Source organism: Pseudarthrobacter sp. Pseusp20, assembly GCF_059492155.1.
Genome location: NZ_CP168521.1, coordinates 537,583 through 557,132, shown reverse-complemented (window position 1 = coordinate 557,132; position 19,550 = coordinate 537,583). Strand labels below are relative to the sequence as shown.

Here is a 19,550-nt window from a genome sequence, read left to right as displayed (position 1 = left end):
CTGCACCTCATCGAAGGACGCGGATGCTGTTCCCGTCGATTTCCACGCCAGTGATCCTGACCCTTTCGTTGGGTGTGTCGTTCGGCCCGTGAAAGACCAGATAGTCACGCCCGCCGGATGTGCGGAGGACCATTCCATGCCCGCCATTGCTGGACCACACAGGGTCCGCCTGCTGGATCCAGGGCCCCTTGATGGTTCCGCTTTTCGACTCGGCGATGCCCATTGCATACCCGGCCTCGCCGTGGCTTGACCACAGCATCAGCAAAGACCCTTCCGGCGAACGGACAACAAACGGTCCATCGGTGAACAGGGGATCTGCGGCAAGGTTCAGGTCCTTTGGGGGTTCCACCCCCTCCGGGAACCGCAGCGGCCGGGTCCAGGCCGCCGCGGATGCCTTGAACAGGAGAGCAGGCTCACCGACTGCCGTGCGCAGGTCCGGCGCCAGGCGGACGGCACGCATCTCGCCGTCAGTGATCCCTGGTGCATCAGCGGTTCCCTCCGTCCCCCGGCTGTAGACGAGCCAGCGGGTGGAATCCTCGTCGATATACAGCGTCCCGTCGAGGCACGGTTCGGCCGCCGGCGTCACGGCTCCGTCACTCCAGGGCTGGTAGGGGCCCGTGGCCAGATCCGAGGCAAGAACCGCGACGCCCCGGGGGCGGTTGCCCGTTGACGTCGCAAAGGTGCCGAACATGAAGAACCGTCCGTCAAGGGCGTACACCTCCGGAGCCCAGAACTGCGCGTCCGCCCAAAAATCCGCTGGCGGCCGGAAGGCCGCAAAGGGGCCTTCCCAGTGTTCAAGGTCATTGCTGGTATAGCAGTCAAAGCCGGTGGCGGGGCCACTCCACACGTTCCTGTCGCTGGTTCCGAACAGGACAAACTCCCCCGGAACCGGTTCCAGGATGAAAGGGTCCCGCATCCGGATTTGATCGAGGCGCAGGAGCCGAACCGTCTCCTGTCTGCCCATCAGCGGCTTGCCTCGTAATCGGGCATGGGGGCAACGCGCCCTTCGAAAGAGTGGGTGCCGCCCTCAACGGTGCGCTGCGCACCGTCGGGAAGGACGACGTCGGCCGCCACCCCGTCAGGGACGGTCGCCTCGAGGCGGAACGCACCGCCGTCGAGCGTCCATTCAACCCGGACCTCACCGTGCGGAGTCTTCAGGGAGGTCCTGGCCCAGTCGATTCCTTGGCCCGGCTGCGGGGCGATGAGGACGCGCGCGTAGCCCGGTTCCAGCGGTCGGATGCCGCCGATGGCTTTGTGCATCCAGTCGGCAACGGCGCCCAGGGCGTAGTGGTTGAAGCTGGTCATTTCGCCGGGGTTGATGGTGCCGTCGGGGAGCATGGAGTCCCAGCGTTCCCAGACCGTGGTGGCTCCCATCGTCACGGGGTACAGCCAGGACGGGCAGCCCTTCTCCAGCAGCAGCCGGTAGGCCTCGTCCATGTGGCCGGTGTCCGTCAGCGCGTGCGTGATGAACGGGGTGCCCGCGAATCCGGTGGACACGCGGTAGCCGTTGTCCCGGACCAGCTCGGCCAGGCGGGTCCCGGCGAACTCCCGCAGCTCCGGGGTGGCCAGGATGTCGAAGGCGATAGCCAGCGCGTAGACCGTGGTGCAGTCGCTGCGGATGGTGCCGTCGGCAGCGACGTAGTTCTCGGCGAAGGCGGTACGCACCCGGGCGGCGAGCGCCTCGAAGTGGGCCTCGTCGTCGTGCCTGCCCAGCAGCCCGGCAGCCTGGGCGGTTAGGCGCGCGGTGCGGTACATGCAGGCGGTGGCCACCACGCCGGTGTCTGCCTTGGCCGCCCATGGCTGGTCCGGCGCGGCGTCGGGGTCCAGCCAGTCGCCGAACTGGAAGCCGGAGTCCCACAGGCCGGTGGGCGAGAGCAGCCCCTCCACCCGGCGGGTGTGCGAGGCCATCGACTCGTACTGGTTCCGCAGCACGCTGAGGTCCCCGTAGGCCTCCCAGAGTGCCCATGGCACCCACACGGAGGCTTCACTCCACAGGGCGGACGATTCCGGAGCCGGGAATTCGGGCGGCTGCGGGCAGAATTTCAGGGCATCGGGCACGGTGATGGGCACCAGACCGTTCGCGGCCTTCTGCTCGGCGGCCAGGTCCAGCAGCCAGTCCTGCAGGAACCCTTTGACGTCGTACAGGTAGGCAGCAGTGGGGGCGAAGACCGCGATGTCGCCGGTCCAGCCCAGCCGCTCGTCGCGCTGCGGGCAGTCGGTGGGCAGGTCCAGGAAGTTCCCGCGGAGGCCCCAGACGATGTTGCGGTGCAGCTGGTTGACGAGTTCGTTGGAACATTCGAAGGTGCCGGTGCGCTCGAGGTCGGAGTGGACCACCACGGCTTCCAAGTCACCATCGGTGAGGTCGCCCGGCCAGCCGGTGATCTCGGCGTAGCGGAAGCCGTGGAAGGTCTTGGTGGGTTCAAAGTCGTCTTTCCCGCCGGAGAGGATGAACGTGTCCGTGGCTTTGGCTGACCGCAGGGGCCGGACGCCGAGTTCGCCGTCTTCCAGGACCTCGGCGTGCCGCACGGTAATGGCCTGCCCGGCCTCGCCCCGCACCGTGAAGCGGAGCCAGCCCACCAGGTTCTGGCCGAAGTCCACCAGCGTCCGGCCGGTGGGTGAGGTGCGGATTTCCACGGGATGCACGACGCCGGCACGCACCACGGGCGGGCCCACCGGCTCAGCCAGCCGGCCGCCGTCGAACGCCAGCCCACGCACACCCGTCCAGTCAGCACCGGGTACAAAGCCGGGCTCCGCCCAGCCCTTTTGCAGGCGGCGGGCGTCGATGGTCTGGCCGTCGTAGAGGTCGTTGAAGGTGGTGGCGGAGGGGCCTGCCTGCCAGGAGGTGTCAGAGGCGACCGACTGGACGTGTCCGTCGTCGAACTCGATGTCCAGCTGGCCGAGGAACCCCAGCTCACTGCCGTACAGGTTGGACATCCCGTGCCAGGCCAGCCGTCCGCGGTACCAGCCGTTGCCCAGTTCCACCCCCAGCACGCTGGTTGGCGCCAGCAGGGAGGTGACGTCGTAGCTGCGGTAGCGCAGCCGCCATTCGTAGGAACTCCAGCCGGGGCCCAGGACGTCTGGCCCCACCGGAGTGCCGTTGATGGATGCCTCGTAGACGCCGAGGGCGGTGGCCCGGAGTGTCCCCTTCACCACGCCGCCGTGGCCCTCGTCGAGCGTAAATTCCTTGCGGAGCAGGGGGGCGCCGTCAAAGTCCTGTTGGGGCGTGATCATGGCGGCGTGCCAGGGCGTGGAGGTCATGGAAGGAGGGTTCCGTTCTGGTGGAAGCTGGTCAAAAGCAGGTGGAAGAAGTGCCGGTCAGGCGTAGTGGCAGGCCACATCCGCCGCACCCACACGCCGCAGGGCCGGCCGTTCGGTGGCGCACAGGTCAGTGGCCAGGGGGCAGCGGAGCCGGAAGGGGCATCCGCCGGGCCCGGGGACCGCGGCCGCCCCGGTGCGGACGCCAAGCGATTCGCGGGCTTCGCGGCGTTCGGCCTGTTCCGCCGGCCGGGGCACCGGGGACGCTGCCACGAGGGCCTGGGTGAAGGGGTGCCTGGGGTTCCCGGTGACGGCCGCGGCAGGTCCGCTTTCCATGACCTGCCCGCGGTAGAGCACCACCACGCGCTGGGCCAGGAACTGGACCACGGCGATGTCATGGGCGATGAACAGGTAGCTCAGGCCCCGCTCGTCGCGGAGGTCGGCCAGGAGGTTGAGCACCTGCGCCTGGGTGGAGAGGTCAAGGGCGCTGACGGCTTCGTCGCAGACCACCAGTTGGGGATCGCAGATGAGGGCACGCGCCACTGAAATGCGCTGGCGCTGGCCGCCGGAGAACTGGCTGGGGTAGCGGTCCACGGCGTCCCGCGGCAGGCCCACGCGTTCGAGCATGTCCCCGGCCTTGGCGCGTGCCTCTGCCGCTGAAACCCCTCGCAGGCGCAGCGGTTCGGCCAGGGACGTGCCGATGGTGTTCCGCGGGTTCAGCGATGAGTTGGGGTCCTGGAAGACGGCACGCAGTTCCCCGCCCAGGGCCCGGCGCTCCTTGGCGCTGGCGGAGGTGATGTCCTTGCCCTGGTAGGTGATGGTGCCGCCGGAGACCTTTTGCAGGCCCAGGATTGCCTTGCCAATGGTGGACTTTCCGGATCCGGACTCCCCCACCAGTCCCACAGTCTCCCCGGGTGCGATGCTGAAGCTGACATGGTCGACGGCGGCCGGTGCGGCGGCTGCCTTCCGGCCCCGTCCAAAGCGGACCACCAGGTCCTTGATCTCAAGCATGGGGGTGGCGGCGGAGGAAGCCGCGGAATCTTGGCGCTCGGTCACTGCGGTGCTCATGCCGGGTCCTTTTCAACGATCGGGTTTTGCTTGGGGGTGACCTCCAAAACGCGGGAGGCGGGCACGTCCGTGGCCAGCCAGTCCATGCCTTCGACGGCCAGCTGGTCCGCTTTGACACACCGCACCAGCCCTTCGCCGGCGCCGGAGCGCAGCAGCTGCACGGGTTCCATGCAGGCTGAGCCGGCGAACTGGCAGCGGGCCGCGAACCGGCAGCCGGTGGGCCAGTCCTTGGGCTGCGGCACCTGTCCGCTGATGGTGGCGAGACGTTCCGGCATGTCGTCTGCGTGGTTGGCGTGCGGGTCTGCGGCCAGGAGCGCCAGGGTGTAAGGGTGGCGGGGGTGGTCCAGGACGGCCTGGGTTGTGCCGTTCTCCACCACCTGGCCGGCGTACATGACGGCCACCTGGTCGCAGATGTCCGCCACCACACCAAGGTCGTGGGTCACCATCACCACGGACATGCCTGTGTCCTTCACCAGGGTCCGGAGCAGGGACAGGATTTCGGCCTGCACCGTGACGTCCAGGGCCGTGGTGGGCTCGTCCGCCACCAGCAGCTTCGGCTGCCCGGCCAGTGCCAGGGCAATCGCCACGCGCTGGGCCATGCCGCCGCTGATCTGGTGCGGATAGGTCTTCAGGATCCGCGCCGCGTCCACGATGCCCACCTTTTCCAGCAGGGTCTGCGCCTCCTGGCGGGCCTCGGTCCTGCCCATGCCGCGGAGCCGGCGGATGGTCGCGGTGAGCTGGTACCCCACGGTGAACATCGGGTCCAGGGCGCGCATGGGTTCCTGGCTGATCAGCGCGATCTCCCGGCCGCGCACTGCTTCCATGTCCCTCTCCGCCACCGCTGCCAGGTTTCTTCCGTTCCAGAGGATCTGGCCGCCGGTGACACTTACGCCCGAGGGCAGCAGGCCCAACAAGGACAGCGCGGTCATGGTCTTGCCACAGCCGGACTCCCCCACCAAACCCAGGACGGTGCCGGGCTGGACGTCGAACGAGACATCGGTGACCAGGCGGACGCCGGTGCCTGTACCTGCACTGTCGACGCCGACGGACAGGTTACGGACGCTGAGCGTCTCCTTATCGGCAGAGGCGCCGTCCAATGCGGCCAAGTCCTCCGATCCGGGCGCCTCCGCCGCGATGGCGGCGACGGCCTTGGCGCGCTGCCGGCGTGCCGCGGCGGAGGGCAGGTGCGGTGCGGCCGCGTTGGGGGCCTTGCCCAGGGCATTGCCGATGGCATTGGCGGAGAGGACGGTGAGCGCCAGCACGGCACCGGTGGGCACCATCATCCAGGGGGCGTCATAGACGTGCTGTGAGGCGCCCTGGATCATGCCGCCCCAGCTGGGCTGCGGGATGGGCGGGCCGAAGCCGATGAACGCGAGGCCGGCCTGGATGAGCATGCCCACAGCGAAGATCAGCGCGGACTGGACCACGATGGTGTTCGCCAGGCCGGGCAGGACGTGCCGGAGGCTGATCCGCAGTGGGTTGACGCCGTCCACCTTGGCCGCATCCACGTAGAGCTGGGACTGCAGGGACTTGGCCTGGCCCAGGATCACGCGGTAGATGCCGGCGGACATCAGGATGCCCAGGATGGCCATAACCACGGGGATGTTGGTTCCCACCGCGCCGATGACGGCCAGGATGATCACGGTTCCCGGCAGGGACATCATGATCTCGGTAACCCTGCTGATCACGGCCTCCACGCGTTCGCCGGTGCCGGCAGCAAGCATGGCCAGGATGGTGCCGAGCCCGACGCCGACAATCACCGTGAGCATGGACGTCCCCAGGGTGCCGGCTGCGGCGGCGAAGATCCGGCTGAGGATGTCGCGGCCCAGTTCGTCCGTTCCCAGCCAGTGGGCGGCGATGGGGCCGGAGAGGACTGAGGTGAAATCCTGGTCCTCTGTCTTGAAGGGCAGCCACAGCGGCGCTGTCAGCGACGCGGTGACAAGCGCCGCAAGCCAGGCCAGGCCGGCCACGGCGCCCGGCGAAGTGAACAGCCCGTGCCGGGATACCTTGGTGATGGCCGCCCTGCCGGCGTTGCGCGCGGGGGCTGCTGCCGGCGTCGTACTTCCTGCCTGGTCCGCGTCCGCGGGGGCCGGGGTAACTGTTGGGATCATGAGGCACGCAACTTCGGGTCGAGGAACTTGGTGGCCAGCTCCAGCACCAGGTTGACGGCAACCACCACCACGGTGGCGATCACCACCACGCCCTGCACGGCGGGGGCATCATGGGTGCTGACGGAGGTCTGGACGGCCTGGCCCAGGCCGGGCATGGCGAACAGCTGCTCGGCGATGACCGAACCGCCGAACAGGCCGATGAACTGCAGGGCGATCCCGGCCACGATGGGCAGGCTCGCGTAGCGCAGGGCGTGGACATAGAGGATCTTCCAGGTGGGGGTGGCCGTGGCGCGCAGCGTGCGGATGTGTTCCTGCTGCAGCGCCTCCAGCATGGAAGCCCTGGTCTGGCGGGCTATGAAGGCCGCGCCGCCCACGGCGAGGGTGATCACCGGCAGCGCCAGGGACAGGGCCCAGTCCTGCGGTGAGGCCTCGAACGGCACGTAGCCGGTGGCCGGGAAGATGGAGGACTGGACGGCGAACAGGTACACGAAGAGGACGCCCACCCAGAACGCCGGCAGGGCGACCAGGAGTCCAACGAAGCCGCCGATCACCTGGTCCAGGAGGCCGCCGCGGACCGCTGCGGTGACGCCCAGGGCGATGCCCAGGACCGCGCTGAGGACGGTGGCGCCGGCGGCAAGCGAGGCTGTGACGGGGAGGCGGCCGGCGAGGTCGGCGCTGACGGAGCGGCCATCGATGAGCGAGACGCCCAGGTCGCCCTGGACGGCGGAACCAAGCCACGTGAAGAACTGTGTGAACAGCGGATCGTTCCAGCCCATCCTCTGGTTGACCTCGTCGATGGCTTCCTGGGAGGCGCCTGCGCCGAGGGAGACGGCTCCCGGGCTGCCGGGCATTGCGTGCACCAGCAGGAATGCCAGCACCGCAACCACCAGCACGGTGGCCAGCGCCATCAGCAGGCGCTTAGTGATGAATAGTGCCATGGTGACCTCCATCGGTCAGGCCCTGCCCGGCCGGGCCCTCCTGTTTGGGGAGGGCCCGGCGGGAAGGTGCGGGTATTAGCTGGCCGGCGTGTAGGACGAGAGGAGCGGGTAGGCGTTGGTGCCGGCGAACTTCACCTGGGCCACCTTCTTGGTGTTGTAGCCCTGGTTGGTCAGCGCCTCATACAGCGGGATCATCCAGCCTGACTCCACCAGGCGGGTGTTCAGCTTGGTGGCGGCTGCCTTGACGGCGGCGTCGTCTTTGGCCGCGGCCAGCTCGCCGGTAGCGGCGCTGAGCTTGTCATCGGTGGCCTTTTGCACGTTGGTGAAGCCGTTCAGGATGGCTCCGTACATCACGCCGACGGGGTTGTCCCAGTTCAGGGGAGCGTAGCCAAGGGGTGTGGTGGCGACGGCGGCGAACGCTTCGTCGGTGGAGGCTGCCATCTTGACTTTCATGGTGATGCCGACGGCGGCGAGGTCCTTCTGGACGGCCTGCAGGTCCGTCTGGGTCTGCGCGCTTGCGATGATGGTGAACTCGAAGCCGTTGGGGTATCCGGCCTCGGCCAGCAGGCTCTTGGCCTTGTCCGGGTTGTACGCGAATGTGGTTTCCAGGTCCTTGGTGAAGCCGGCCGAATCCTTGGGCAGGGCGTTCCATGCAGGGATGTCGCCCTTGTGCAGGGCATCCACCAGGGCCTGGCGGTTGATGGCGTACTGAATGGCCTGGCGGACCTTCTCCTGGGCGAACGCCGGTGCGGTCTTGCCGATCTTGTCGAAGGAGATCATGGTGTTGACGGTGCCGCCGATCTGGGAAACGCCAACGCCCTTGGACTTGGCGAAGTCCACCGTGGAGGACGTCAGCATGGCAACGTCGGCCTGGCCGGAGACCAGGGCGTTGGCGCGGGCCTGCGGGTCCTGGACCACGCTGAAGACCACCTTCTTGTAGGCGTACTTGGAGGCGTCCGCGCTCTTGTCGTTCTTCACCAGGACGTACTTGTTGCCCTTCACGGTGGAGGGGTCAAGGGTGTACGGTCCGGAGCCGTCAGGGGTTGCAGCGAGGCTGGACGTGTCCGTGACGCCGTTCCTGCCCACGATCATGCCGGTGGTGGAGGCCAGGTTCTTCTCGAATCCGGGCTGCGGCTTGGCGAAGGTCAGGGCCACCTGGGTGGGGCTGACCACGTCCACGGAGGTGATTTCCTGGGCTCCGCCCTTCGCGACGGCGGAGTAGGCGCTCAGCGCGGGATCGGAGCGGCGGTCCAGGTTGGCCTTGACCAGGGCGGCATCCAGTTTGGAGCCGTCGGTGAACGTGACGTCGTCCTTGAGGTTCAGCGTCAGGACGGTGTTGTCCGCGTTGTAGCTGAAGTCCTTGGCCAGGCCCGGACCTGCGGAACCATCCGGCTGAAGGGTCATCAGGCTGTCGTAGAGGCCTTCGAAGAACTGGCGCTGGGCTGCGGAGACGCGCAGCGGGTCGAACCCGAAGGAGGCTGAGTCGCTGTCGATGGCCAGGGTGAGGCTGCTGGTATCAGCCTTTGCGGCGGCCTGGCTGGACCCGCCGCCGCAGGCGGCCAGGGAACCCATCAGCAGGGCACCGGCCAGAACGGCGGAGCTCGCACGGGCGGTGGAGTTCGGAAGTTTCATGTAGTGCGCCTTTGCATTCTGATGTGATGACGGAGGAACGGTTGTGGGGGCTGGCTGCTCGCCGGCTCCCTTCAAGAATCAGCCGGGACCACAGGCGCCAAACATGACAATGTCATTGATTGAAAAGGTATTGTGGCGGCGGTCACGCCGGGCGGAAGGATGGATGGAAGGCAACGAAGCCTCGGACGCCTGCACGCGTCCATCACGAAAGGAACCCCATGACCAACCCGTTCCCCCGCGACTTCCTTTGGGGCGTGGCCACCGCCGGCCACCAGGTGGAAGGCAACAACGTCAACAGCGATACCTGGTTCCTGGAGCACCTTCCCGGAACGATCTTCGCGGAGCCGTCCGGGGACGCCGTGGACCACTACCACCGCTACCGCGAGGACATCGCACTGATCGCCGGCCTCGGTTTTAACAGCTACCGGTTCTCCGTTGAATGGGCCCGGATCGAACCGGAGGAAGGCCAGTTCTCGGTGGCTGCGCTGGACCACTACAAGCGGGTGCTGGAAGCCTGCCACGAACATGGACTCACCCCGGTGGTCACGTTCCACCACTTCACGTCACCGCTGTGGCTCCTCCGGATCGGCGGCTGGGAGGGCAGCCGGACGCCCGAACTCTTCGCACGCTACTGCGACCGGGTCATGGCCCACCTGGGTGACCTGATCGGCGTCGCCTGCACCCTGAACGAGCCGAACCTCCCTTGGCTGCTGGAGTCATTCGGCATCGGCGGGGAAGCCCCGGAGAACCGCGGTTCGGTGCCCATCTGGGCGGCCGCCGCCCAGCGCCTGGGCGTGGATGCCAGCACTGTTGCCCCGTTCCAGTTCTGCTCCACGGAGGCGGGGTTCCAGGTCAAGGTGGCGGCGCACCGGGCCGCCACCAAGGCCATCAAAGCCCATCGCCCGGACCTCCAGGTGGGGTGGACCCTCGCAAACTCCGATATCCAGGCGCTGCCCGGTGGCGAAGGGATTGCAGACCGGGTGCGCCGGGACGTCAACGAACGCTTCCTCAAAGCCTCCCGGGGTGACGACTTCGTGGGCATCCAGACTTACGGGCGCACCGTGTACGGCCCCGATGGCCATGCCCCCGCACCGGAGGGCGTGCCCACCAACCAGATGGGCGAGGAAATCTATCCCCAGGCGCTGGAGGCCACCATCCGCGAGGCCCACAGGATCGCCGGCATCCCGGTGATCGTCACCGAGAACGGCCTGGCCACCGAGGATGACACGCAGCGGGTGGCGTACCTGCAGACGGCCGTCGACGGGGTTGCTTCCTGCCTTGCGGACGGCATCGATGTCCGCGGGTACATCGCCTGGACCGCGTTCGACAACTTCGAGTGGATCTTCGGCTACGGGCCCAAGTTTGGCCTGATCGCCGTGGACCGCTCCACGCAGGAGCGGACTCCCAAGGAGAGCGCGCGCTGGCTGGGGAACCTGGCCAGGGAGCACGCCGGGGCCGGGGCACCGCAACCCGCTTAAGCGTGGTTCATAGTGGCCCGGACTTCCCTGTGAAGTCCGGGCCATTCCTCTGCCGCAGGCCTTTTGCCCTTGTCTACGGCCGCCGGGCGTGCAGGTGCAGCTTCGCAAAGAAGTCCGCAACAACCAACCGGCTGTCCACACCCGTATAAATCCGGCGGGACGGCCTCGCGGACGTTTCGGTGAACACCGAGGTGACGTCATCCAGCCCGGTGACCACCAGGGGTGCACTGTCTCCAAGGCACCACACCGGCCCGAATTTCACGAAGTCCGGCACCTCAAGACTGTTGAAGTGCTCCCACAGCCACTCGCCGGCCGGGCCGGCAACCCTGAAGGCATGATCGAGTTCCGCGACGGACGCCACCATCTGCCGGTACGTTTCGGCGGGGAACTGCCAGACTGCGAGCTCCTGGTTCGCCAGCACGAAGTCCGCAGCGGCGGGGTCCGTGAAGTAGTTGTACTCGTCGTCGTTCCGGGCGGCTCCGCCTACCCAGGCAAGCGTCAGCAACCGGGCGATGCCCGGCTCCAGCAGGAGCGCGTCCGCAACATTGGTGAGCGGACCGGCGCACACCAGAATCAAGGGCAGGTCATCCGCCGTCATTGCGGTTTCAATGATCGCGCTCGCCGCAGCGGAGCTCCGTGGCTGTCCGGTAAAAGGGCTGTCCGGTCCGGGATGCACCGCCGCCGGTTCGGGGCGCTCGAGCACCCGGAGCAGTTCCCCGGCCAGGCAGGCGCCCCGCTGGGATCTGCCCTCCGGCACCCCGAACATCGGATTCGTCAGGGAACTTGTGACGGCTGCGATCCTGTTTGCCGGGGACAGGGCATGGTGGGCCAGTCCAAGCAGGCCGTCGGGGTCACCGGCCCAGTCGTTGTCGACAATCACGCGGCACCGGGGTTCAATCCGAATCATGTCCATCCTGCAAGCCTTGCAGCGCAGGCAGCATCACACGACGACACTTTCCATTCACCGAAAGGTGGAAGGTCCGTCCTAATCTGCGGCAGGCTCGCGGATGACCAGTACCGGGCAGTGCGCATGGTGGATGGTCTGGTGGGATACAGAGCCGAGCAGCATGCCGGTAAATCCGCCATGGCCCCGGGAGCCGACGACAACCAGGTCGGCATCGCGGGAGGCGTCAATGAGTGCCGCTGCCGGGTTGCCTTCCACGACCCGTCCTGTGATCGTCACGCCCTGGTCCTTGATGCGCTCAAGCTCCGCCTCCAGGATCGCTTGGGCGTCCTTCTGGAAGATCTCGTAGTCCCAGGCGGTGCCCAGGGCATCGCTGACATAAGGAAAGCTCCAGGCGGTCAACGCCTGGACCTCACCCTTGCGCAGCCTGGACTCCTCGATGGCCCAGTCCATTGCCGACCGGGACTGGTCGGAACCGTCCACGCCCACCACGATCCTGAAGCTTCCGTTACCGGCCACGGCTTCCCTTTTCCTGTTGCGGTAGTGCCGGCGGGACTAGGCCTGACCCGCTGATGCACCGTGTGCCGGAACGGCCACCGTGGAGTGCTCAGGTTTGGCGGACTGGTGGGGATTCCCTGCTTCCTTGGCACAGTGCAGGCAGCAGTAGATGCCTGCTTGGCTTTCCACGGGGTGGCCCAGGATCCGGCAACCGCAGTGCTCACATGCGGGAGCCATCATGTGGATGGCGCATTCGAAGCTGTCGAACGTGCCTGTCTGGTTCCCCATATTGACGGTGAACATGCGGCCCTCGCTGCTGCCGCAGACATCACATGCGCCCATGGTCTCTGCCTCCTGTTGTGCTCGCCGGGTGTACTCGCCTGCTCCGGACACTCCAGTTGACTGCTTCCGGGAGTTGCCTGCCTAGGGGCAAAGGTCCCACGGCCTGCCTGGGTCAATTCCCCTTGTGGATTTTCCTGGATCATTTCCCATCCACGGTGCCGCCGGTTCCGAATCCCAACCGTAGGAGTGCAACTAAAGGCAAGGACGTGACGATGGATGCCGTGGACCAGCAGGCCCTGACCGGCGCTCTGATAAAGGAGTACCGGCTGGATCTGGCACAGTTGTGGCTGGAGTTCGTTGGGCTGGGCGGGGACGCCTCTGAACAGCTCATCCGGGACTACTGCGCAGGCGAAGCCGCCCTTTCAACGAAGGAACGCGACGCACTGGCGCAGGCTGTCAACGAACATTGCGCTTCCGAAGGCCTGCCGCTCCGTGCTCCGCTCAGCGGTTCCGCCCTTTCCACCCTGCAGCCGGAACACCGTGACCCGGAACGGAAGGATCCCTACTCGTCGAAGTAGGTGAAGGTGTCCGCGGCGCCGGCGACTGACGCGACGACGGCGGCCGCAACATCCCGGAGTTTCATGTTCCGCGTGCTGGACGCGTCCCGCAGCAGCTTGAAGGCCGCAGCCTGGCTGCACCGGTTCTGCGCCATGATGGCCCCGGTTGCCAGGTCGATCACGGTACGCGTCTGCATGGCGGCGCTCATGCCGTCCCTGGTCTCTTCCAGCTTCAGCATCCGCAGGGCAAGTGTCAGCCCCTTGGAGGCCTGCCGGACAAACGCTTCCGCGGCACCGATGCCATGGCTGCCAAAGACGAGGGGCTGTGAACAGTGGAACGTAATCACGCCTTGGGAATCGCCTTCCAGCAGCGCGGGGATACTCAATACCGAGCGGAAGCCCTGCTCCTGGACAGCGTGGACATACTCCGGCCAGCGGTCTTCGCGCCGGAGGTCGGAAACCAGCACTGTCTTTCCTGCCCGCATGGCCGTGGCGCCGGGACCATCGCCAAGCGTGGCCTCCAGCTGGCAGAGGAGTTGTGCACTGCGGTGGCTGCTGGCACATGCCGCGGGTTTTTTGGGCCGCAGCACCACGATTTCGCAGGAGCACACGTGCCCCTCCCCGCCAAGCCGGGCCGCCGCGTAGGCTGCAAGATCCTGGAGAAATGCCTCAACTTCAGGGTTCTGCAGGAAGGACTCCTGGAGATGCAGGGCAACGTCTGCAAAATCCTCGTCTTCAGGCACGCCGGCATGGAGCACGCGTCTTACCTCCCGGACATTGGTTAAAAGCCACACCTCTGTGGCCGCCCACTGCCGAACGGTGATGCCAGCCTACCTTCGCCCGTGTCGTAACCTGTCAACCATGACGCCCCTCTCCACTCCGGACGGATCCGTCCTGGGCAATTCACTTGAGACTGACGGGACCACCGTCCACCGGTTCCTTGGCATCCCCTACGCGGAGCCGCCGTCGGGAAGCAACCGATTCCGCCCGCCGGTACCGGTATCGCCATGGAGCGGGGTGCTTGATTGCACCGCACCTGGCCCCGCCGCGCCCCAGAATCCCGAGTCCCATGCCCCTCCCGGCACTACGCCGCGCACCTGGAGCGAAGAGGCTTGCCTCAACCTGAACATCTGGACGCCGGCAACGGAAGGCCCGGCCAGGCCCGTAATGGTATGGATCCATGGCGGCGCCTACCTCATGGGCGCCAACAGTGACGCAATGTACGACGGCGCCCGGCTGGCGGCTGCGGCGGGCGTGGTGCTGGTATCCATCAACTACCGCCTGGGCGCGCTGGGTTTCCTGCACCTGGCGGACCTGCTGGGGCCCGGTTACGGCGATTCGTCCAACCTCGCCCTGCTGGACCAGCTTGAGGCCCTGCGCTGGATCCGCCGCAACATCGGCGCTTTCGGCGGCGACCCGCACAACGTGACCATCTTCGGGGAGTCCGCAGGCGCCGCAGCCATCGGCACCCTGCTGGGCATGCCGGCGTCGGAAGGGCTCTTCCGCCGGGCCATCATGCAAAGCGGCACGGCCGAGCGCTGCCGCCGGCCGGAGGACTCGGCGCGGATCAGCGCCACATTCCTTGAGTTGTGTGGTCTGGATGCCTCCTCCGCCAACCAACTGCTGACCCTCCGTGTGGAGCGGCTGCTGGAAGCGCAGGCCGCCCTGGAACAGCGTGCTGCGGCGGAGTCCTTCGCGGTTCCATTGCCATTCCAGCCCACGGTGGGCACGCCGTCGCTTCCGTTGCCACCGCTGGAAAGTATCGGCAACGGGGTCAACTTCGGGGTGGACCTGCTGATCGGCACCAACCTGAACGAGGGCTCATTCGCCGTCGAGATGCGCCCGGACACGGGGTCGGACCCGGGCTACCCGGACCGTGCAGCCGCCGTGCTGTGCGGAGCGGGGGTGCCGCCGGCGCTTGCCCCCGGCTATACGGAGGCGCTCACCAGGGTGCTGGGCAGGGAACCGTCAGGCAAGGAACTCCTGGAAGCCGCCATCGCGGATTCCCTTTACCGCCAGCCCAGCAACCGGCTGCTGGACGCGAGGCAGGCGGCTGCCGCAGGCCGGTTGGCCCACGGAGCGACCGGTGAAGGAGCCGCCGGGAAGGACTTCGCCTACCTGTTCACATGGCGCAGCCCGGCCATGGGCGGGAAACTGGGTGCCTGCCACGCCCTGGACATCCCATTCGTCTTCCGGCACCTGGACGCGCCGGAGGCCGCCTTCCTCACACGGGGCAAGGCACCGGCGTCCCTCAGCTACGCCATGAGCCGGGCCTGGGCGGCCTTCGCCGGAACCGGGTCACCTGGCACGGAACGCCTTCCGTGGCCGGGAGTTGGAGGGCAGCGGCGCACCATGGTGCTCGACGGCGAGTCCCGGCTTGAAGCCGACCCCCGCCATGAGATCAGGGAGTTTTTCGAAGCCGTCAGGCTGCTGCCAGCGCGTTGAGGGTGTCCCGGATGCCGTTCAGCGCCGGATCCCGCAGCGACATGAAGGCGGGCTTCAGGAGGGGCTGGATGATCTTGGCCGGTCCCTTGATGCTGAACTCGGCCGTGTACTTCACCACCGAACCGGTCCCGTTGGGGGTGACGTCGATGGAATCGAAGGAAGTCACGGTTTTGTTCTCGCCGCGCAGCTTGATGTGGTTGTCGGTCAGCTCGATGACCTCGTAGACCAGGGTCTGGCGCTTCCCCCGGAACTCGGACTCGGCATGGTACTTGTGCCCCACGGCCACCGGCCCCGGGGTGGTTTTGTCCATCACGGGCGTGTTGGGGTCCCACTTGGGAGTGTTCTCGAACTCACTCATGAAGGCAAAGGCCTTCTCCGCGGACAGGTTGGTTTCCACACTTCCGGTGACTGTGATCATCACCCCAGTCTAGGAAGGGGGATCACGTAAGCCCAGCCCCCGCGCGGCGGGGGCTGGGGCAAAACCCCTGGGGCAAATCCGCCGCCGCTAGCCGGCGACGCCCACGGAACAGTGCTGCAGCAGGCCGTTCACCACAGTGGCCAGCACGTGACCCTGCGCCAGCTCATCAGGGGCCGTTGACAGTGGATCAACGTCGAAAACGGTGAAATCAGCGCGCTTGCCCACCGTTACCGAGCCCGATACCGTCCGCTCCCCTGCAGCTTCGGCCGCGTGCGAGGTGTAGCCTTCCAGCGCCTGGCGTGCTGTGAGCGCTTGGCCCGGCACAATCGGCTGTTCATCCGGGTGGCCCGACCGCCGCCGAAGTTGCGCGTCTGCGAGGATCGGAAGGGGCGGAAAGGGGGCGACAGGCCAATCGGAGCCAAGCGCGAGCGTTACGCCTGCGGACCGGAGGTCAGCGGACCGCCATCCACGGTCCGCCCGTTCTTTTCCCAACCGCCTTGACCAGTTGTCCGTCTGGTCCGCGCGCGAATAGTGGGTGCAGTGGCTGGGCTGCATGCTGGCGATCAGGCCGGAACCGGCGAACCTTTGGATGAGTCCGTCCGGGACCGTTTCAAGGTGCTCGATCCGGTGCGGAGCCCGGGGCAGGTCCGCCGGAAGATCCTCGAACGCTGCCAGCACTGCCGCCACGCCGGCGTCACCGATGGCATGGGTTGCGGTGGGAATGCCCTGGCTTGCGAAGAACCTGATGGCCCGGTTGTACTCCTCCGGGCTTGGCCAAAAGGGTGCGACGGACTGGCCGTGGCTGTCGGGCTCAAAAAGCCAGGCCGTGCCGTTGTCCACCGTGCCGTCCACGAACAGCTTGATTCCGGCCACTTCCCACCGGGAGCCCCGAGCAGTCCTGACCTGCTCCACCAGCCGCCGCCAGTCGGCCTCCCCGCTTCCCGGCATGCACCATGGCGAAACCCGCACGCGCACCGGCAGGCCCCTGCCGCATCCGGCCAAATCGTTCTCAAGGGCGGCAAGGAGCTCCAGGGTTCCCTCCCCGCAGTCCATGACATGGATGCCTGTCAGGCCTGCCCGGGAGAACGAATCAAAGAGCTCACCCAGCCGGCGCTTCCGTTCCTGGAAAGTCTCCTGGGGCATATGTTTCAGGACCAGGTCCAAAGCCGCGGCTTCGAGCAGGAGACCGGTGGGGTTCCCCCTGCCGTCGCAGACCACTTCGGCTGCCTGGTCGAAGTGCCGTGGCCCGGTGATGCCGGCGGTCTCCAGCGCCGCCGTGCTCGCCAGGGCGGAATGGGCATCGAACAGCCGGATCACGGCCGGGCGGCCGGCCACGACGTCGTCGATCAGCTCCCGGTGCGGCGGCGCTGACCCGAAGGCATTTGGGTCGAGTCCCCAGCCGCGGACCCATTCGCCCGCCGGCGTTGCCGCCGCCTCTGCCCGCAGCAAGGCGCGCACGGCGGCAAGGTCCGTGATGCCGGAGAGGTCGCAGCCGCGTGTCATGTCCAGGCCCATGACGGGGTGGACGTGGCAGTCGACCAACCCCGGGGTAAGGACGGCGTCACCGAAATCGATGACCTCGGCCGGACCCCAGGACTGCGCGTCGCGCCGCGTTCCAACCGCCTGGATGTGCCCGTCCCGGACCGCTACAGCCTGGGGCGCAGGTCCGTTGGGTGTCCCGTCCATGGTGTGGACTGTGCCGGCAAGGATAATCAGGTCAGGATTCATGTCATTCATGTGCTTCGAAGCTTCCAATGCGGTCAAAGGTGGCAGGACGACGGCGGCGCAGCCACCGGGCGGCCAGCAGGCCCCCGGCGAACACCACAGGCGTAACCAGGATCAGGATGGTGTTGGTCAGGGCGTCGGCCGCGGTAAGGAGTTCGATGTTCAGTGCGATGAGGATGACGACGCCGAAGAGCAGGACCGCTGATACGAGGCTGAGCGGGGCGAGGAGTTTGTTGCGGGCAGCAGCAGGGTTCCGGCGGAGGTACAGGAATGCTGCCACGGACACCAGCCCCTGGAGGCCCACGATGCCGAAGATGCCCGGGGTGTTCACCCAGATCAGGAGCTGCTGGTACGGGTCCGCGTTCAGGATGGCGCAGACAGTGATGACCACCGCTGCTAACAGGGTCTGCAGCTGCCCGGCACGGTGCGGTGACCTGAACCGGTGGTGCGTGCGGCCGAGGAACGCCGGCAGGACCCCGTCCCTGGCCAGCATGTAGACATAGCGGTTGATGGCGTTGTGGAACGCCAGTTGTGATGCGTAGACGCTGGTGACGATCAGGACGTACATGGCAGTTTCAGCCCAGGGTCCCACATACTGCCCTATGGTCTGGAAGAACATCCCGCCGGACAGTTCGCCAGCGGCTTCCACCACCTGGTCGTCGCCAAAGGCCTGGATGACGGCCCAGACGATGAAGGCATAGAACACGGACATGAAGCCCACCGCGATGTACATGGCGCGGGGAACTGACTGATCCGGGTTGCGGGCTTCGGAGCGGTACAACACCGTGGATTCAAAGCCCATGAAGGCGGCGAAGCAGATGCCCAGGATTGCCAGGACGCCAGGTCCAAAGGCCTGCCCGGGGCTGAAGGAGCCCAGGCTGATACCGTGTGCGCCACCGCTGCTGAGGATGCCCACGCCCATCACGCCGAGAATGCCCGTTTCCGCGACCAGGAGGACGCCGAGGACTTTGGCGCCCACGTCGATCCCCCGGTATCCCAGGAACCAGACGGCCGCGACGGCGATGAGGGCAATTGCGGGCCACGGAACCTCAAGCCCAAAGAGGACCTGCAGCATGTCATGCGTCTGGACGGCGAAGAGCCCGTAGACGCCGATCTGGAGGCAGTTGTAGGAGATGATCGCAAGGATGGCGGACGCCAGCCCCACGGTCTTTCCCAAAGAAATCGAGATGTAAGTGTAGAAGCCGCCGGAGGCTTTGACGTGGCGCGTCATCGCCATGAAACCGATGGCGAAGAGGGTCAGGACGATGCCCGCCAGGAGGTAACCGGCAGGGGCGCCGATGCCCGCTACTCCGATCGCCACCGGGGCCACGCCCGCCATCACTGCCAGGGGTGCCGCAGCCGAGATCACCAGGAAGGCTATGCCTCCGGTGCCCAGGGCATTGCGCTTGAGTGCGCCATCCACGGACGGCGCAATTGGTTTTGTTTTGGTCTCGGGCACAGCTCTGTCCTTTCCTTGAAGCCCACTTAAACGAAAGGCTTTCGTTTAGTATGGGACCAAGTGGTCCAGAGCACAATAGTTTTGCCGGCACGGGCGGATATGTGTCAGCCCGCTAGGCTGGAGCCGATGTCCAAGAGCTGCAGTGAGGAGAACCGATGGGCCGCCCGCCCCTCCCATTGATTTCCGTGGAGGCCCTTACGACGGCCGCACTTGAACTGGTGGACCAGAGCGGGGATTTCAGCTTTCCCAAACTCGCCAGGAAGATCGGCGTGAGTCAGTCCTCGATCTACAACCACGTCTCGGGACGGGACCAGATCCTGGAACTGCTCAGGCACCGCATCATCACCGAGGAGCCGTATCCGCCGGTGGACCATGAGGACTGGGAAGGTGCCCTGCGGATCCTGATCCGCGCCTACCGGGACGCCTTTGCCCGCCATCCGCGGCTGGCACCCCTGATGGTGCTCCAGTCCATTACCGACCCCGAGGTCATCGGGCTTTACGAGGACCTCGCGCTTGCCTTGGAGGCTGCCGGTTTCCGTGGCCGGGACGTGGTGTCGGCGATTTCCACGATTGACAGCTTTGCGTTGGGCGCGGCCCTGGATCTGGCCGCGCCGGACGTCGTCTGGGATCCGCCGGCGGAGGGCTATCCCACGCTCAAGCGCGCCGTCAGCCATGCCGGCCCTCCGGCGGAGCGCGGCAACCATGCGTTCGACTTCGGGCTCGACGTCATCATCGGAGGGCTCCGCGCGAAGCTGGACGGGTAAGCCCGCCCAGCTTCAG

At 66.8% G+C, this 19,550-nt stretch carries 17 protein-coding genes; 4 read left to right on the top strand and 13 right to left on the bottom strand.

Translation table 11 applies throughout. The features are described 5' to 3' along the window. Positions 1 to 7: 7 nt before the first annotated feature. From ACEN9K_RS02725 to ACEN9K_RS02700, 6 genes are all read right to left on the bottom strand, one after another. Complete coding sequence (locus ACEN9K_RS02725; protein ID WP_051081419.1) at positions 8 to 964, bottom strand: glycoside hydrolase family 43 protein; 957 nt, start codon at positions 962 to 964, stop codon at positions 8 to 10. Beyond that, complete coding sequence (locus tag ACEN9K_RS02720) at positions 964 to 3,258, bottom strand: family 78 glycoside hydrolase catalytic domain (protein ID WP_018770870.1); 2,295 nt, start codon at positions 3,256 to 3,258, stop codon at positions 964 to 966. The genes ACEN9K_RS02725 and ACEN9K_RS02720 overlap by 1 nt, the downstream gene beginning before the upstream one ends. Positions 3,259 to 3,315: 57 nt before the next feature. Continuing rightward, positions 3,316 to 4,323: an oligopeptide/dipeptide ABC transporter ATP-binding protein gene (locus ACEN9K_RS02715; RefSeq protein ID WP_018770871.1), complete on the bottom strand. Its 1,008-nt coding sequence runs from the start codon at positions 4,321 to 4,323 to the stop codon at positions 3,316 to 3,318. Continuing rightward, on the bottom strand, positions 4,320 to 6,434 hold the full coding sequence (locus ACEN9K_RS02710; protein ID WP_018770872.1) for a dipeptide/oligopeptide/nickel ABC transporter permease/ATP-binding protein: 2,115 nt from the start codon (positions 6,432 to 6,434) through the stop codon (positions 4,320 to 4,322). Before ACEN9K_RS02710 ends, ACEN9K_RS02715 begins: the two co-directional genes overlap by 4 nt. Beyond that, the gene (locus tag ACEN9K_RS02705; protein WP_018770873.1) at positions 6,431 to 7,384 is read right to left on the bottom strand and encodes an ABC transporter permease; all 954 of its coding nucleotides are present in this window, start codon (positions 7,382 to 7,384) and stop codon (positions 6,431 to 6,433) included. Before ACEN9K_RS02705 ends, ACEN9K_RS02710 begins: the two co-directional genes overlap by 4 nt. Positions 7,385 to 7,447: 63 nt before the next feature. After that, entirely contained in the window at positions 7,448 to 9,004 is a 1,557-nt protein-coding gene (locus tag ACEN9K_RS02700; protein WP_018770874.1) for an ABC transporter substrate-binding protein, read from the bottom strand. A gap of 218 nt (positions 9,005 to 9,222) precedes the next feature. On the opposite strand from ACEN9K_RS02700, the gene ACEN9K_RS02695 reads away from it, so the two are divergent. Then, a complete protein-coding gene (locus tag ACEN9K_RS02695) occupies positions 9,223 to 10,482 on the top strand; it encodes a glycoside hydrolase family 1 protein (protein ID WP_018770875.1) in 1,260 nt (419 codons plus the stop codon). 73 nt (positions 10,483 to 10,555) lie between these two features. Here the strand turns inward: ACEN9K_RS02695 and ACEN9K_RS02690 are convergent, their stop codons facing one another. From ACEN9K_RS02690 to ACEN9K_RS02680, 3 genes are all read right to left on the bottom strand, one after another. Then, positions 10,556 to 11,389 (bottom strand): nucleoside hydrolase, encoded by an 834-nt coding sequence (locus tag ACEN9K_RS02690; protein ID WP_223993448.1) that lies wholly within the window; start codon positions 11,387 to 11,389, stop codon positions 10,556 to 10,558. 78 nt (positions 11,390 to 11,467) lie between these two features. After that, on the bottom strand, positions 11,468 to 11,905 hold the full coding sequence (locus ACEN9K_RS02685) for a universal stress protein (protein WP_018770877.1): 438 nt from the start codon (positions 11,903 to 11,905) through the stop codon (positions 11,468 to 11,470). A gap of 36 nt (positions 11,906 to 11,941) precedes the next feature. Beyond that, the gene (locus ACEN9K_RS02680; protein WP_018770878.1) at positions 11,942 to 12,226 is read right to left on the bottom strand and encodes a metallothionein; all 285 of its coding nucleotides are present in this window, start codon (positions 12,224 to 12,226) and stop codon (positions 11,942 to 11,944) included. Positions 12,227 to 12,438: 212 nt separating this feature from the next. Between ACEN9K_RS02680 and ACEN9K_RS02675 the strand changes: the two genes are divergently transcribed. After that, a complete protein-coding gene (locus ACEN9K_RS02675) occupies positions 12,439 to 12,744 on the top strand; it encodes a hypothetical protein (protein WP_018770879.1) in 306 nt (101 codons plus the stop codon). Here ACEN9K_RS02675 and ACEN9K_RS02670 read toward each other — a convergent pair. Continuing rightward, positions 12,729 to 13,466 (bottom strand): GAF and ANTAR domain-containing protein, encoded by a 738-nt coding sequence (locus ACEN9K_RS02670; protein ID WP_223993445.1) that lies wholly within the window; start codon positions 13,464 to 13,466, stop codon positions 12,729 to 12,731. The two genes, ACEN9K_RS02675 and ACEN9K_RS02670, sit on opposite strands and share 16 nt — an antisense overlap. A gap of 118 nt (positions 13,467 to 13,584) precedes the next feature. On the opposite strand from ACEN9K_RS02670, the gene ACEN9K_RS02665 reads away from it, so the two are divergent. Next, the gene (locus ACEN9K_RS02665) at positions 13,585 to 15,168 is read left to right on the top strand and encodes a carboxylesterase/lipase family protein (RefSeq protein WP_495635139.1); all 1,584 of its coding nucleotides are present in this window, start codon (positions 13,585 to 13,587) and stop codon (positions 15,166 to 15,168) included. Here ACEN9K_RS02665 and ACEN9K_RS02660 read toward each other — a convergent pair. The 3 genes from ACEN9K_RS02660 to ACEN9K_RS02650 form a co-directional block, all read right to left on the bottom strand. After that, complete coding sequence (locus ACEN9K_RS02660; protein WP_018770882.1) at positions 15,146 to 15,586, bottom strand: SRPBCC family protein; 441 nt, start codon at positions 15,584 to 15,586, stop codon at positions 15,146 to 15,148. The two genes, ACEN9K_RS02665 and ACEN9K_RS02660, sit on opposite strands and share 23 nt — an antisense overlap. Positions 15,587 to 15,673: 87 nt before the next feature. Then, positions 15,674 to 17,314, bottom strand: coding sequence for an amidohydrolase (locus ACEN9K_RS02655; RefSeq protein ID WP_043425262.1), 1,641 nt, complete (start codon positions 17,312 to 17,314; stop codon positions 15,674 to 15,676). A 1-nt stretch (position 17,315) separates the two neighbouring features. After that, entirely contained in the window at positions 17,316 to 18,770 is a 1,455-nt protein-coding gene (locus tag ACEN9K_RS02650; protein ID WP_495635138.1) for an APC family permease, read from the bottom strand. 155 nt (positions 18,771 to 18,925) lie between these two features. Here ACEN9K_RS02650 and ACEN9K_RS02645 point away from each other — a divergent pair, with 155 nt between their 5' ends. Continuing rightward, complete coding sequence (locus ACEN9K_RS02645) at positions 18,926 to 19,534, top strand: TetR/AcrR family transcriptional regulator (protein ID WP_018770885.1); 609 nt, start codon at positions 18,926 to 18,928, stop codon at positions 19,532 to 19,534. The last annotated feature ends 16 nt before the right edge of the window (positions 19,535 to 19,550 follow it).